The organism is Hyphomicrobium denitrificans ATCC 51888, from assembly GCF_000143145.1.
In the GTDB taxonomy this organism is placed as follows: Bacteria; Pseudomonadota; Alphaproteobacteria; order Rhizobiales; family Hyphomicrobiaceae; genus Hyphomicrobium_B; species Hyphomicrobium_B denitrificans.
This window is the reverse complement of record NC_014313.1, coordinates 2773282-2786031: the sequence shown is the minus strand read 5'-3', so window position 1 is coordinate 2786031 and position 12750 is coordinate 2773282. Positions and strand designations below refer to the sequence as shown.

Here is a 12750-nt window from a genome sequence, read left to right as displayed (position 1 = left end):
GGCAGAATGGATCAAACCGTGAGCATTACCGGGGGTCGTGATCGTTTAGCGGAAATTACGCTCGACACGAAGTCGCTCGGCCGTGCGAACGTGAATGCCGAGCATGAGCGCGAAGTCGCTATTTTCGATATCCTGGACGGTAATACGTTCCGCGTCGAAGACGTGGACGACGGCCCCTACAAGCTGCATCTGTCGATCGTCGACGACCGCCTTCAAATGAACGTCGCCGCGGCGAGCAGCGAGCAGAATTTCGAGCACGCGATCGCGTTGACGCCGCTGAAGCGCATCATGAAGGATTACTTCATGGTCTGCGAATCCTACTACGAAGCCGTCAAAACCGCGCCGCCCGCGCGCATCCAGGCCATCGACGTCAGCCGCCGCGGTCTGCACGACGAAGGCAGCGTCCTGCTGCGCGATAAACTTCTGCCCAAGATCATCGTCGACGACGACACCGCCCGCAGGCTGTTTACGCTCGTCTGCTCGCTACACTGGAAGGGTTAGGCTCGGCTCGCGCCGGCCGTCGAGAAACCACGCTTCCTGTTCCCCCACGCCTTTGATGTCGATCAGCCCGCGCGGCCGAAGAATGAAGCTCTCTTTGAGAGCGGCGTAGCACGTCGGGCAAATCGTGATGCGCCCGACTTCGCTCGATTGCTCGAGACGGCTCGCCATGTTCACCGGATCGCCCCAAACGTCGTAGCTGAACTTGTTCTTGCCGATGATGCCCGCCGTCATCGGACCGGCGGCAATGCCGATCCGGACGTTGAGATCGATGTTTTCATCCGCCGCGATCGTGCGCACGGTTGCGACGAGATCCAGCGCCATCGCGGCCAACGCTTGCGCATGATCAGGGCGCGGGACGGGCACGCCCGAGGCAACCATGTACGCGTCGCCGATCGTCTTGATCTTTTCGACGCCGTGCTGCTGCGCCAGTTCGTCGAAGGCGGTGACGAGGCGGTTCAACAGCGCAACGGTTTTTTCAGGGCCGAGCCCCCGCGCCAATCGCACGAACCCGCTGATATCCGCGAACAGAACGGAAGCTTCGGTAAATCCGTCTGCGATCGTCTGCCCCGGAGCCATCTTGAGGCGTTCGACAATGGCGTCGGGAAGGATGTTTCGCAGGACCGTTTCGGTTTCCGCCTTGGCCGTCTCGACGAGGCCGAACGCATAATAGACGCACGCCGCGATCAGCCCGAACGTCGTGATCGCACCCTGCACGTAAAGGGAATCGATGACCTTCTGATCGGCGTGCAGCCGCGCGGCTTCCATCGGAAACTGGAACCAGGCGATGAGATGCAGCACAAGCGCCGACACCACGATGACGAAGACGAGCCAGAACCGCCGCGCTTCGAAAATCACGAAAGGCGCCGCTGCCGCCACGACGTACTGCAGCGGCGCGCCGCCCAATCGTCCGAAGTAGGACGTAAACCCGATGAGCGCGGAAAATTCAGCCACAACCAGCAGCAGCCCGCCCGCCATCTCGTTGAACCTGTGCATCAGCGGCACGAACGACAGAATGACGGCGAGGGCGAGATTGATGAAGACGACGGGCATCATCGTTTCGTCGCCCGACATCCAAAGCTGGATCGCATAGATGAAGGTCGTGACGACGACGAGAAACGAGAACACGTTGACGATCTTCAGCCGCCGCTGCGTGTCGGGGGGATAGTCCTTGATCCCGATGCACGCGATCGCACCGAACATCGCTTTGACCGGGCGTACGATTTGCTTGAGCAAGACGACGCAGCCTTGCAGCCAGCTGCGTGGCTCGCCTCGTTGCCCGCGTCGTTGATTGTCTCGATCGGCGATCGTCATGCGATGGGATCCGGAAGCTGCGGAGATCGTCTGCCGCTAGTCTTTGTCGTCAAGACGGCCGATGCCGCTCAAAGCCGCAATATCGCAGATGACTTGCTGTCCCCGCCGCTCGATGGCCCCTTCCGACTCGAGAAGCTGCAGCGCGGCGTTGACTTTGGGACGGCTCGCGCCGACCAGAAGCGCCAACTCGCTTTGCGAAATCGGCAGAGCCAGCGTCACTTTCTCGGATTTCCCGGCAGGGTCTTTTTGCCGGACGGACGCCAGGAAGAACCGCGCCAACCGCGCCTCGATCGGGTGCAGCGCGATGGCTTCGAGCTGCTCGTCCGCGTCGCGCAGCCTGCCGGCGAGAAAACGTACAGCCGCCTCGCCGACCGACGGATGCGACTCGAGCAGGCGAAGAAACGCCGACTTTGAAAGCAGCAGCGTCTCGACTTTGTTCACAGCCGTTGCATCGGCCGAACGCGAACGTCCGTCAAAAATTGCAAGCTCGCCGAAAATCGACGGAGTCTCCACATGTGCGAAGGAAAGCTCGCGGCCGTCCGATGTCAGAACTGAAAGCCGGATGCGCCCTTTGCTCACGATGTGAAGATCTGAGCCCGCATCGCCGCGCGAGAAAATGACTTGCCCAGGCTCGTAGGACGCTTCACGCAATTCGCCCGCAACGGCCTTGCGGCTCGCTTCGTCCAGCCCAGCGAACAGCGGGGTTCGAGCAAGAAGGCCGGCTGTGTCGGGTTTCAGAGCCATTGTCGCTATCATAGCCGCTCGATTGTGCGGCGCTATTCATGCCCTGTTTTCCGGTTGCTCGCAACGCACCGGGGCCTTGCTAAAAGTCTGCGGCTTGCCCATTGTCCGCCCTTATTTTCTGGTGTCGAGACGCTTCGCACCCTTGCAGGCCACTCATGATGTCTTCGCTGAAATCCGCCCTTCTTCCCGGCTTCGCCCGTTCCGACGCTCCGAGCCGGGAAACGTTGCGGCGATCGATGGCGCGCGAACGGGCGTCCTCGAAGGCTGAGATCGAGCGGCCAAGGCTCGTTCTCGCCAGTGCCAGCCCCCGCCGGGTCACGCTTCTCGCGCAGATCGGGGTAACGCCGGACGCGCTCCGTCCCGCATCGATCGACGAAAGCGCACGCCGTGGAGAAATGCCTCGCGCGCTTGTCACCCGCCTGGCAAAAGCCAAAGCCGAAGTCGCGCGCAATCAGATCGCCAACGACCCCGACCTCGCCGATTCCTATGTGCTCGCCGCCGATACGGTCGTCGCCATGGGCCGCAAGATTCTGATGAAGCCTGCGCACGTCGAAGAGGCGATGGCGTCGCTACAACTCTTGTCGGGTCGCACGCATAAGGTGCAGACGTGCGTCTGCCTCATCACGCCGGACGACCGTGTTCGCACGAAGATCGTCGATACCCGCGTCCGCTTCCGTTACATCAGCCGCGCGGAACTGGAATCCTATATCGCCTCGCGCGAGTGGCGCGGCAAAGCCGGTGGGTACGCCATTCAGGGCCTCGCCGGCTGTTTCGTGCAGCGCCTGATCGGGTCTTATACCAACGTCGTCGGGCTGCCGCTGACCGAGGTCGTCGCCCTGCTCAATTCGGAGAAGTTTCCGATCCAGTACAATTGGCTGCGATACGCCGAAGTCGATCGCGCCTGAGCGGTTTGATCCTATGTGTCCGTCTTCCGAACCTGCCAGCAAGCCCGTGCGCTGCCCGATCTGCCGTAAACCGGCGGCCGAAGCCTATCGCCCCTTCTGCTCGAAACGGTGCGCCGACATCGATCTCGCCAAATGGCTCGGCGGTGCCTACGCGGTGCCTGGCCGCGAAGAGGACGAGGGCGACGGCGATCGGCCCCGGGGTGGAGACATGGGGCCTGGGAGCGAAGAAGAATAAAGCCGGGCAACGCGTTTTCGTCGCGCTTGCATCAACGCAAACGCCTCTCTATAAGGGCCGGACTTCGCATGGGCCCCTGGCCGCGGAGGCAAGCCCAGGTAGCTCAGTTGGTAGAGCATGCGACTGAAAATCGCAGTGTCGCTGGTTCAATTCCGGCCCTGGGCACCATTTGCCCTTCCCCCGTACTAAATCCCTCAACGTCTGCAGTTTTCGCTCAATGCCTTCGCACCGACAAAAGCGCGGCGCTGGGTATAGCAGTCTGCCTGCGTTATAGCGGGCGACGCTGCTGGAGTGTGACGGGTGAGGGACGGACATCTCGGATATCGACCCGAACTCGACGGTCTGAGGGCCGTCGCGGTCGTCTCCGTGTTTCTCTGCCACCTCGGCATGAAGCCATTCTCCGGCGGTTACGTCGGCGTCGACGTGTTCTTCGTGCTCTCCGGATTTCTGATCACCCAGATCATTGCCGCCGATCTGCGCGCGGGCAGGTTCAGCCTCGCGAACTTTTACGAGCGGCGCATCCGTCGGATCGTCCCGGCTCTGGTCTTTGTCTGCGCCTTTTCGACGGTCGCCGCCGTCGCCGTTCTGCTACCGAGTGAATTGAAGGCGTATGCCGCGAGCCTCCTGGCGGCGGCACTCTCGGTGAGCAACGTCTGGTTCTCGAGCATGACCGGGTATTTCGACCCGGCCGCCGCGACGCAGCCGCTACTGCACACGTGGAGCCTCGGCGTCGAAGAGCAGTTCTATGTTGCGTTTCCGCTTCTGCTCTCGTTCGCTTATCGGTTCGGACGGAAAGGCGTATCACTTTTCGTCTGCGGCGCATTCGTGATCTCGCTCGCCATGAGTATTGCGCTGACACCTGATAATAACCGCTCCGCGTATTTCCTGATCCACACCCGCGCTTGGGAACTGCTGCTGGGCAGTGTCATCGCGCTCGGGCTTATTCCCGCTCCGGCGCGGACGTGGCAGCGGGAAAGCGCAAGCACCATCGGACTGTTCGCTATTGCCGTGGCCGTTATCTGCTTCGGTGAGAAGACCCCGTTCCCAGGATATGCCGCCTTGCTGCCATGCCTCGGCGCAGCGCTGATCATTTGGGCGGGCGGCACCACGATCGTCGCGCGCGGCTTGAGCTTTGCGCCGATCGTGTTCGTCGGTCTGATTTCCTACAGCCTGTACCTCTGGCACTGGCCGCTGATCGTCTTCGCGAAGCTGCTGCTCGTGCAGCCGTTCACGCCAACTCAGCAACTGACTTTGATCGCGGTGGCAACCGCACTTTCGATCCTGACGTGGCGCTTCGTCGAAACGCCGTTCCGCCGCCGTGCAGGCGCGATGTCGAGCAGGAAAGCGGTATTCGCGGGCGGCGGATTGAGTCTCGGAGCGCTGGCGGCGTCGGCGGCGATGCTCGTGAGCGTACAGGGAATGCCAAAGCGTTTCCCGGAAGAAATTCTGAGCATCGCGGCGGGAGCCCAGGACGCCAGCGCCCGGCGCACCGACTGCCATTTCGACGGCACGCTCGCCGGCGACTTCGACAAATCCTGTGTTCTCGGAGCGCCCGTCGCGCCGGCCACCATCGTCTATGGCGACAGCCACGGCGCCGAGTTGGCCGTCGCGCTGGGCGCGCTCGCAGAACTCAGGAATGAGAGCGTCCGCGAATTGACCGCATCAGGCTGTCCGCCCGCGCTCGATTTTACATACCCTGGCAAAGGCGAATGCCCCGCGTATAACGCGAAAACGATCGAGCATCTGGTTGCGCTTGCGCCGACGACGATCGTTGTGGCGGCAAACGCGGTCGCGTGGACGCAGGAGTATTCGGTCGACTTCACGCGAGGTCTGGAAGCGGCGCTCCGGGCGATGTCGTCTGCTGGCCACCGCGTCATTCTGTTTGGTCAGGTGCCGCCGCACCCGAACCAGCTACCCGTCCCGGCCACGCTCGCGCGACAAGCCATGCTCGGAACAAAGCCCGAGACATATGCTTTTCGCCCCGACATGAAGGCCTTGCGGACACTCGACGCCACCCTTGCCGGGATCGCGACGGCCGCCGGCGCGACCTATATTTCCTTGCTTCCGGCGCTCTGCAATGAGAACGAATGCAAGGCGGCGATCGATGGTGCGGTCCTCTATTTCGATGATAACCACTTGACCGTCGCCGGTGAGAAGCTGATAGCGGCGAAACTCCTCGCTCCGGTCTTATGGCCTGGCGAAACGGCGGCCCAGTCAATCGAAAGCGGGAAGCCTGGCACCCTGCCATGAAGCCCTCATGCGGCGTCAACATACGAAAACGAATAACGAGTTCACGACACGATGATTGATCAAGCAGCGCGCACGACGGTCGCCGCGTTTTACAAATTCGTCGATATCGATGACCCCGCAGCCCTGCAGCGCGAGCTTCGCGCATTCTGCGTGGAGTGCGACGTCAAGGGAACGATCCTCATCGCGCCTGAAGGCATCAACGCCACGATTTCTGGACCCGACGCCGACATCGCGGCCGTTATCACCAGACTTCGATCAGACGCTCGTTTCGCGACTCTCGGCGTCAAATATTCTTACGCGGCCGCGCATCCGTTCAAGCGCTTCAAGGTAAAGGTCAAACGAGAGATCGTCACCTTCGGCGTTCCCGGTCTGCGTCCGTCGACGTTGACCGGTCACCTCGTCGAACCGAAAGATTGGAACGCGCTGATCTCCGACCCTGATGTGGTCGTCATCGACACGCGCAACGATTACGAATTCGGCATCGGAACGTTCGAAGGCGCACGCAATCCACGCACGCGCTCGTTCAGCGCATTCCGCGAGTACATATCGTCCGAACTCGACAGCACGCCGGACAAGAAAATCGCGATGTTCTGCACTGGTGGCATCCGTTGCGAGAAGGCAAGCTCGTATCTCCTCGCGCAAGGGTTCACCGACGTTCATCAACTGAGCGGCGGCATTCTCAAGTACCTCCAGGAAATCCCTGCTGACGAAAGCCTATGGCGCGGCGAGTGTTTCGTCTTCGACGAACGCGTCGCGCTGGAGCACGGCGTCCATCGGGGCCATCACGAACTCTGCGCCCGGTGTGGAAGCCCGCGCCGCGCCGGAGACGCGCAGTGCGACGACCACCTCTGCGCCGCCTGCAACGGAGCCATTCAATCGGCGTGAATTGTCGGGCGAGCGCTGATGCAACGACCGCCTGCCGCCATGCCGATTTGGTTAGCAGCGATTAATTTGAAATTTCGTCCGCTAAAATTATCGGCGCGAGGAAAAAACCGGCTGAATGGCGTCGAAAGAGGCACCTAAGTTCTTAGGGACGCTCGCAAATGCCATCGCGATTGCGACCTCGGGCCTCTCTGACTGCCGGCCAAAGGTGCTATAGGAGCGTTTTGGACTCTGTAGCGCGGTCCGAAACCGGGTAAATGTTGCCAATGGCATCTCGCGATTCTGAAAATTCATTTGACGGCCAGGCCGCTCCGATCTCGCTGACGCAATTGATACGCTGGAGGCGCGACGTGCGCCGGTTCAAGTCGGACCCAGTGCCTGACGCGCTGATCGATCGGCTGCTGCGTCTCGCCGATCTATCGCCCTCCGTCGGCAACAGCCAGCCGTGGCGCATCGTGAATATCAAAGACAGCGCGGTGCGCGCCGCGGTCGTCGAAAACTTCGAATCGCAGCGTCGCAAATCGGCTGAGGCGTACAGCGATGAACGAGCCAATCTGTACAACAAATTGAAGCTCGCGGGTTTCGACGCGGCTCCGGTCCATCTCGCGGTCTTTTGCGATCATGATGCTGCGCAAGGCCACGGCCTCGGCCGTCAGACGATGCCTGAAACGCTCGAAAGCTCGTGCGCGTGCATGGTCACGACACTCTGGCTCGCGGCGCGCGAGGCTGGGCTCGGCATGGGCTGGGTGTCGATTGTCGATCCAGCGATAATCTCGGCGATGCTCGGCGCTCCGGCGCACTGGAAATTCATCGGCTACCTGCTTCTCGGCTGGCCCGAGGAAGAGCACCTCGATCCGGAGCTTGAGCGCCTCGGATGGCAACCGCGCACGCCATTTGAAACGAGATATTCGGAACTGGGGTCGTCGGCGAGCGCTGTCGGCGCGAGCGAGTCCGGTCAGCGGGCGAAGATGGGAACCGTCACCCTCGTCGGCGCAGGCCCGGGCGATCCTGACCTGCTGACCGTCAAAGCCTTGCGCGCATTGCAATCGGCCGACGCTGTTCTCTTCGATGATCTCGTCGCGAAGCCCATCCTTGCGTGCGTGCGCCCCGGCGCGCAGCTGATCGACGTCGGCAAGCGCGGCTATCGCAAATCCTGCAAGCAACCCGACATCAACGCCGAAATCATCCGCTTGGCGCGCGAGGGCTTGAGCGTCGTGCGGCTGAAATCCGGCGATCCTCTGATCTTCGGCCGGGCAGGGGAAGAAATATCCGCGTGCCAGGAAGCCGGCGTTCCCATTTCCGTCGTTGCGGGCGTGACCTCGGCGCAGGGCGCCGCAGCCGGTCTGAAGGTCGCGCTGACACATCGCGATTATGCCCGCCGCTTGCAGTTCATCACCGCGCATGACCGGCGCGGCCATCTGCCCGCCGACATCGATTGGGCATCCGTTGCGGACGTTGCAGCAACGACGGTCGTCTATATGCCGAAGCGCACCCTCAGCGAATTGACCGAGGCTGCGATCTCGCACGGCCTCGATCCTAACACGCCCGCCATTGCCGTCGCGAATGCCACGCGCCCCGATGAGCAAGTCTTTCTCTCCTCCGTTGGAAAGATCGCGGCGGAGCTTGACGCCGCGCATCCGGACGGCCCCGTCTTGGTCATGATCGGCGAAGCTCTGCGCCATGCGACGACGGCCGACGCCAAGGAGGCGAGCACGCTTGCATCCGCTATCGGCGGCCTGCCGATCGCCAGCTGATGCAATGAGATCTCGCTCTTTCCTTTCGCAGGCTCGATAGCGGTCATGTCGCTCGCGACGACATTGATTATTCTTGTCGCCGCGCTCGGAGTCGAAGCGCTGTTCGGCTATCCGCAGCGACTTTATAAGCTCATTGGACATCCGGTCACCTGGATCGGCGCACTGATTTCAAAACTCGACCGCGACCTCAATCGCGACGATGAAAGCCGAGCCGCGCGCAAGGCATCCGGCGTGCTTGCGCTGATCGTCCTCGTTGCGATCCCTGCCGGTCTCGCGTGGATCGTTCAAATCACGTTGGCTTCGACGTGGCTCGGAAATATCGCGCTTGTCCTGATTGCCTCGACGATGCTCGCGAGCCGCAGCCTCTACGACCACGTTCGCGATGTCGCGCAGGCTCTGCGCAACGAAGGGCTCGACGCCGGGCGCACGATGGTCGGCCGTATCGTCGGACGTAATCCCGAAACGCTGGACGAGCACGGCGTCGCGCGCGCTGCGATCGAAAGTCTTGCCGAGAACGCTTCCGACGGCATCACCGCGCCTGTTGTCTGGTTCGCGCTGCTCGGATTACCCGGCCTTGCCGCTTATAAGGCGATCAACACGGCAGACAGCATGATCGGCCACCGCACGCCGCGTCACGAGGCATTCGGCTGGGCGGCGGCGCGCCTCGATGATCTCGTCAATCTGCCCGCGTCGCGCTTGACCGGATTTCTGTTCGCGCTGGCGGCGCGGTTCATCCCGAATGGCTCGATGGACAACGCGTTCCGTGCCATGCGTCGCGACGCGCATCGCCATCGCTCGCCGAACGCAGGTTGGCCGGAAAGCGCGATGGCGGGCGCCCTCGGTCTCAAGCTCAACGGCCCGAAGACTTACGGCGCAACGCACGTCGAAGATGCCTATATGGGCGACGGACGGCGCGAGGCGACGGCGGACGACATCGAGCGTGCATTGCGCCTCGCGGGCGTCGCGTGGGCGCTGATGATCGCAGGTCTTTCAGGGATCGTACTTATTTTGCAAGCTTGAGAAGCTGTTCGAAATCGATGTGCTTCGCGAGATGATCCGCAAGACGGTCGAGAACCCGATCGACGGTCGCCTCGTAGCTTTCGCCCGTCGCACTCACGCCAAGCTCCGAAAGAAACGCAGCCCGCGCCGCATCCGATGAAAACAGCCCGTGGACGTAGCAACCAGCAATGCGTCCGTCTTGCGAGATCGCGCCATCGTTTCGCCCGTCCGAAAACGTCAGGAACGGGCGCTCGAGATCGGCGCCGGTCGTCTCGCCGACGTGCATCTCATAGCCCGAGAACGGAGCCCCACTTGCGCGGAGCGTGCCTTCGACGTTCGCCAGTCGTTTCTCCGGCCCAAGCGTCGTCTCGACATCGAGCACTCCAAGCCCCTCGACGCTACGCGCTAGGCCTTCAATGCCGTGCGGATCGGAAATCGACGTGCCGAGCATCTGATAGCCGCCGCACAGCCCAAGCACGCGTCCACCGCGCCGAACGTGCGCTTTGATATCAATGTCCCAGCCTTCCGCACGTAGCGCCGCCAGATCGTCGATCGTCGATTTCGAGCCCGGCAGCAGAATGAGATCGGCATTCGCCGGAATGGCGCGACCGCGTTCGATCATCTCAACGCTGACATCCGGCTCGTTTCTGAGCGGATCGAGATCGTCGAAGTTCGAGATGCGCGGCAGCATCGGCACGGCAATCGTCAGCTTTCCGTTGCGCGCGGGCGAACCTGACTTCAACAGATCGCGCAGCCCGAGCGCGTCCTCGGCCGGAAGCTTACGCGCCTCGTCGAAATAGGGAACGAGCCCAAGCGGAGCCCAATCCGTCAGCCGCGCAATCGCCGTCATCCCATCCGCGAACAGCGAAGCGTCGCCGCGCATTTTGTTCACGATAAAGCCGCGGATCATCGCCGCGTCTTCAGAATCGAGCACATGCTTCGTACCGACGAGGCTCGCGATGACTCCGCCCCGGTCGATATCGCCGATCAACACGACCGGAACATCCGCCGCTCGCGCGAACCCGATGTTGGCGATGTCGTTGGCGCGCAGATTGATTTCCGACGCGCTGCCCGCGCCTTCGACGAGTACGAGTTCTGCGTTCGCCTTGAGATGCGCGAAACTTTCCAGCACGGCCGGCAACAGATCACGCTTCTTCGTCTGAAAATCACGCGCAGCCGCCGATCCGGCCATGCGTCCCTGCACGATGATCTGTGCGCCCGTCTCGCTCTGCGGTTTCAGCAGCACGGGATTCATATGTACGGAAACCGCGACGCGTGCGGCGCGCGCCTGCAACGCCTGTGCGCGACCGATCTCGCCGCCGTCTGCCGTCACCGCCGCGTTGTTCGACATGTTCTGCGGCTTGAACGGCACGACGCGCACGCCGCGATTGGCGAACAGGCGACAGAGCCCGGCCACGATCAGCGATTTGCCGACATCCGATCCCGTCCCCAAAAACATCAACGCCCGCGCGGCCATGTCTTTTCTCAACATCTAGAGAGAGTCACAGGCACTCGCACCTTGGGTTTTCTCCACTAATTCCCCTCCCCTTAACGGGGAGGGGTTAGGGGTGGGGTGAAGCCCCAGGCGGCTGGCCGGCGGTCGTATTCGAATCGAGACGCATCGATGCGTGCGAAAAGCGACCCCACTAAAATTCGATGCCTTCCTGCGCCTTGATGCCAGCCGCGAAGTGATGCTTGACGGCACCCATGTCGGTGACGCCATCGGCAAGCGCGATAAGCTCGGGCTTTGCATTCCGTCCCGTGACGACGACATGCAGATCACTTCGCCGGTCACGCAACGCCGCGACAACTTCGTCGATCGGCAGATAATCGTAGCGGAGCGCGATATTCAATTCGTCGAGGATCAACAGACGGATCGTCGGGTCGGCCATCAACTCGCGAGCCTTTGCAAACGCACGCGTCGCGGCAGCAATGTCGCGCTCACGGTCCTGCGTCTCCCAGGTGAAGCCCTCGCCCATCGTGTGCCAGGAAACCTGATCGCCGAAACGCATCAGCGCATCGCGTTCGCCGGTCTGCCAAGCGCCCTTGATGAACTGCACGACGCCGATCCGCCAGCCGTGGCCAAGCGCGCGAAGTGCGAGCCCAAACGCCGCCGTCGACTTTCCCTTGCCGGGGCCAGTGTGAACGAGCAGCACGCCCTTCTTGATCGTCTTGCTCGCGACCTCGGCGTCTTGCACGGCCTTGCGCTTCGCCATTTTCGACTTGTGACGTTCGGCTTCGTCCGTGGACGTTTCTGGAGCGCTCATCATCAACCTTTCAAAGTCATCGGTAGTCCGGCGGCAACGAAGACGACGCAATCCGCAACCGCTGCGATGCGCTGATTGAGCCAGCCGGCTTCATCGCGAAACCGCCGCGCCAGAGCATTGTCCGGCACGATGCCGAGCCCGACCTCGTTCGAGACCATGATACAGGGTGCGGACCGTTTCGAAAGCGCGTCGACGAGCGCGCTTGTTTCGCACGCGATATCCCGCTCGGCGTGCATCAGGTTCGAGAGCCAGAGCGTCAGGCAATCGACGAGGCACGGCTGATCGGCGGCCTCTCCCGCAAGCGTCGCGGCGATGTCCAGCGGGGTCTCGTATTGAACCCAATCCGGTCCGCGCCGCGCCTGATGATGCGCAATGCGCTGACGCATTTCCTCGTCGAACGCTTCCGCCGTCGCGACATACGCCCACGGCCGCGGCAACGCCGAGATCAGCCCTTCCGCATACGAGCTTTTGCCGGACCGCGCGCCTCCGAGCACAAGGGTTAAAGGCGGCAGGATGGCATCGGACATAATGGCCTTTCGATCGATGTGTAGGGCGCGTTGGGCGATTGACGAAGCACGGGGTGTCACTTATCGATTGGGCTGATGGTCCCTCGCAAGAGGGTTTCGAAGGGAATGCGGTTGAACTCCGCAGCTGCCCCCGCAACTGTAAGCGGCGAGCACATGGCAAAAGTACCACTGGGAGATCCCGGGAAGGTTGCCAGATGCCGCGACCCGTGAGCCAGGAAACCTGCCGTCGGATACCCAACTCGAACCGGCGCCGGCGGGGCGCGGAAAGGTTAAGATGCAGCACACGGCATGTCTCGCGCCATTCGGTGCGCTCCCCTAGGCGGCGAAATCTGAAGTCGCCGCACGGCCCCGCGCATGCGTCGCCGTTCTCAATTT

General features: G+C 62.2%; 12 protein-coding genes, 1 tRNA gene and 1 riboswitch. Of the genes, 8 read left to right on the top strand and 5 right to left on the bottom strand.

Going from position 1 to position 12750, the window contains the following annotated elements; translation table 11 throughout:
* Window positions 1-6: 6 nt before the first annotated feature.
* Complete coding sequence (locus tag HDEN_RS13400; protein ID WP_013216667.1) at window positions 7-501, top strand: UPF0262 family protein; 495 nt, start codon at window positions 7-9, stop codon at window positions 499-501.
* Here the strand turns inward: HDEN_RS13400 and HDEN_RS13395 are convergent.
* Both HDEN_RS13395 and HDEN_RS13390 read right to left on the bottom strand, forming a co-directional pair.
* On the bottom strand, window positions 484-1812 hold the full coding sequence (locus tag HDEN_RS13395) for an adenylate/guanylate cyclase domain-containing protein (RefSeq protein WP_013216666.1): 1329 nt from the start codon (window positions 1810-1812) through the stop codon (window positions 484-486). The two genes, HDEN_RS13400 and HDEN_RS13395, sit on opposite strands and share 18 nt — an antisense overlap.
* Before the next feature lie 36 nt (window positions 1813-1848).
* Complete coding sequence (locus HDEN_RS13390) at window positions 1849-2556, bottom strand: Crp/Fnr family transcriptional regulator (protein WP_245256642.1); 708 nt, start codon at window positions 2554-2556, stop codon at window positions 1849-1851.
* 155 nt (window positions 2557-2711) lie between these two features.
* On the opposite strand from HDEN_RS13390, the gene HDEN_RS13385 reads away from it, so the two are divergent.
* The 7 genes from HDEN_RS13385 to cbiB all read left to right on the top strand — a co-directional run bounded on the left by HDEN_RS13385 (window position 2712) and on the right by cbiB (window position 9602).
* Window positions 2712-3461, top strand: coding sequence for a Maf family nucleotide pyrophosphatase (locus HDEN_RS13385; protein WP_013216664.1), 750 nt, complete (start codon window positions 2712-2714; stop codon window positions 3459-3461).
* A gap of 13 nt (window positions 3462-3474) precedes the next feature.
* Entirely contained in the window at window positions 3475-3696 is a 222-nt protein-coding gene (locus HDEN_RS13380) for a DNA gyrase inhibitor YacG (protein ID WP_013216663.1), read from the top strand.
* A gap of 92 nt (window positions 3697-3788) precedes the next feature.
* Window positions 3789-3864: transfer RNA gene (locus tag HDEN_RS13375), tRNA-Phe, on the top strand.
* A gap of 132 nt (window positions 3865-3996) precedes the next feature.
* The gene (locus tag HDEN_RS13370) at window positions 3997-5946 is read left to right on the top strand and encodes an acyltransferase family protein (RefSeq protein WP_013216662.1); all 1950 of its coding nucleotides are present in this window, start codon (window positions 3997-3999) and stop codon (window positions 5944-5946) included.
* 51 nt (window positions 5947-5997) lie between these two features.
* Window positions 5998-6831 carry an oxygen-dependent tRNA uridine(34) hydroxylase TrhO gene (trhO, locus tag HDEN_RS13365; RefSeq protein ID WP_013216661.1) on the top strand — a complete coding sequence of 278 codons (834 nt, stop codon included), beginning with the start codon at window positions 5998-6000 and terminating at the stop codon, window positions 6829-6831.
* Between the two features lie 263 nt (window positions 6832-7094).
* Window positions 7095-8582: a uroporphyrinogen-III C-methyltransferase gene (cobA, locus tag HDEN_RS13360; RefSeq protein WP_049775320.1), complete on the top strand. Its 1488-nt coding sequence runs from the start codon at window positions 7095-7097 to the stop codon at window positions 8580-8582.
* A 45-nt stretch (window positions 8583-8627) separates the two neighbouring features.
* Window positions 8628-9602 (top strand): adenosylcobinamide-phosphate synthase CbiB, encoded by a 975-nt coding sequence (gene cbiB, locus HDEN_RS13355; RefSeq protein ID WP_013216659.1) that lies wholly within the window; start codon window positions 8628-8630, stop codon window positions 9600-9602.
* Here cbiB and HDEN_RS13350 read toward each other — a convergent pair.
* From HDEN_RS13350 to cobU, 3 genes are all read right to left on the bottom strand, one after another.
* Window positions 9586-11058: a cobyric acid synthase gene (locus HDEN_RS13350; protein WP_013216658.1), complete on the bottom strand. Its 1473-nt coding sequence runs from the start codon at window positions 11056-11058 to the stop codon at window positions 9586-9588. The genes cbiB and HDEN_RS13350 overlap by 17 nt on opposite strands.
* A gap of 169 nt (window positions 11059-11227) precedes the next feature.
* The gene (gene cobO, locus HDEN_RS13345; protein WP_013216657.1) at window positions 11228-11848 is read right to left on the bottom strand and encodes a cob(I)yrinic acid a,c-diamide adenosyltransferase; all 621 of its coding nucleotides are present in this window, start codon (window positions 11846-11848) and stop codon (window positions 11228-11230) included.
* A 2-nt stretch (window positions 11849-11850) separates the two neighbouring features.
* Window positions 11851-12375 (bottom strand): bifunctional adenosylcobinamide kinase/adenosylcobinamide-phosphate guanylyltransferase, encoded by a 525-nt coding sequence (gene cobU / locus HDEN_RS13340; protein WP_013216656.1) that lies wholly within the window; start codon window positions 12373-12375, stop codon window positions 11851-11853.
* 59 nt (window positions 12376-12434) lie between these two features.
* Window positions 12435-12617, top strand: a riboswitch (cobalamin riboswitch).
* Window positions 12618-12750: the final 133 nt, after the last annotated feature.

What these genes read in the sequence shown, in the direction of transcription:
- HDEN_RS13400 (WP_013216667.1), top strand. Translation starts at nt 7, where the DNA reads ATGGATCAAACCGTGAGCATTACCGGGGGTCGTGATCGTTTAGCGGAA.
- HDEN_RS13395 (WP_013216666.1), bottom strand. Translation starts at nt 1,812, where the DNA reads ATGACGATCGCCGATCGAGACAATCAACGACGCGGGCAACGAGGCGAG.
- HDEN_RS13390 (WP_245256642.1), bottom strand. Translation starts at nt 2,556, where the DNA reads ATGGCTCTGAAACCCGACACAGCCGGCCTTCTTGCTCGAACCCCGCTG.
- HDEN_RS13385 (WP_013216664.1), top strand. Translation starts at nt 2,712, where the DNA reads ATGATGTCTTCGCTGAAATCCGCCCTTCTTCCCGGCTTCGCCCGTTCC.
- HDEN_RS13380 (WP_013216663.1), top strand. Translation starts at nt 3,475, where the DNA reads ATGTGTCCGTCTTCCGAACCTGCCAGCAAGCCCGTGCGCTGCCCGATC.
- trhO (WP_013216661.1), top strand. Translation starts at nt 5,998, where the DNA reads ATGATTGATCAAGCAGCGCGCACGACGGTCGCCGCGTTTTACAAATTC.
- cobA (WP_049775320.1), top strand. Translation starts at nt 7,095, where the DNA reads ATGGCATCTCGCGATTCTGAAAATTCATTTGACGGCCAGGCCGCTCCG.
- cbiB (WP_013216659.1), top strand. Translation starts at nt 8,628, where the DNA reads ATGTCGCTCGCGACGACATTGATTATTCTTGTCGCCGCGCTCGGAGTC.
- HDEN_RS13350 (WP_013216658.1), bottom strand. Translation starts at nt 11,058, where the DNA reads ATGGCCGCGCGGGCGTTGATGTTTTTGGGGACGGGATCGGATGTCGGC.
- cobO (WP_013216657.1), bottom strand. Translation starts at nt 11,848, where the DNA reads ATGAGCGCTCCAGAAACGTCCACGGACGAAGCCGAACGTCACAAGTCG.
- cobU (WP_013216656.1), bottom strand. Translation starts at nt 12,375, where the DNA reads ATGTCCGATGCCATCCTGCCGCCTTTAACCCTTGTGCTCGGAGGCGCG.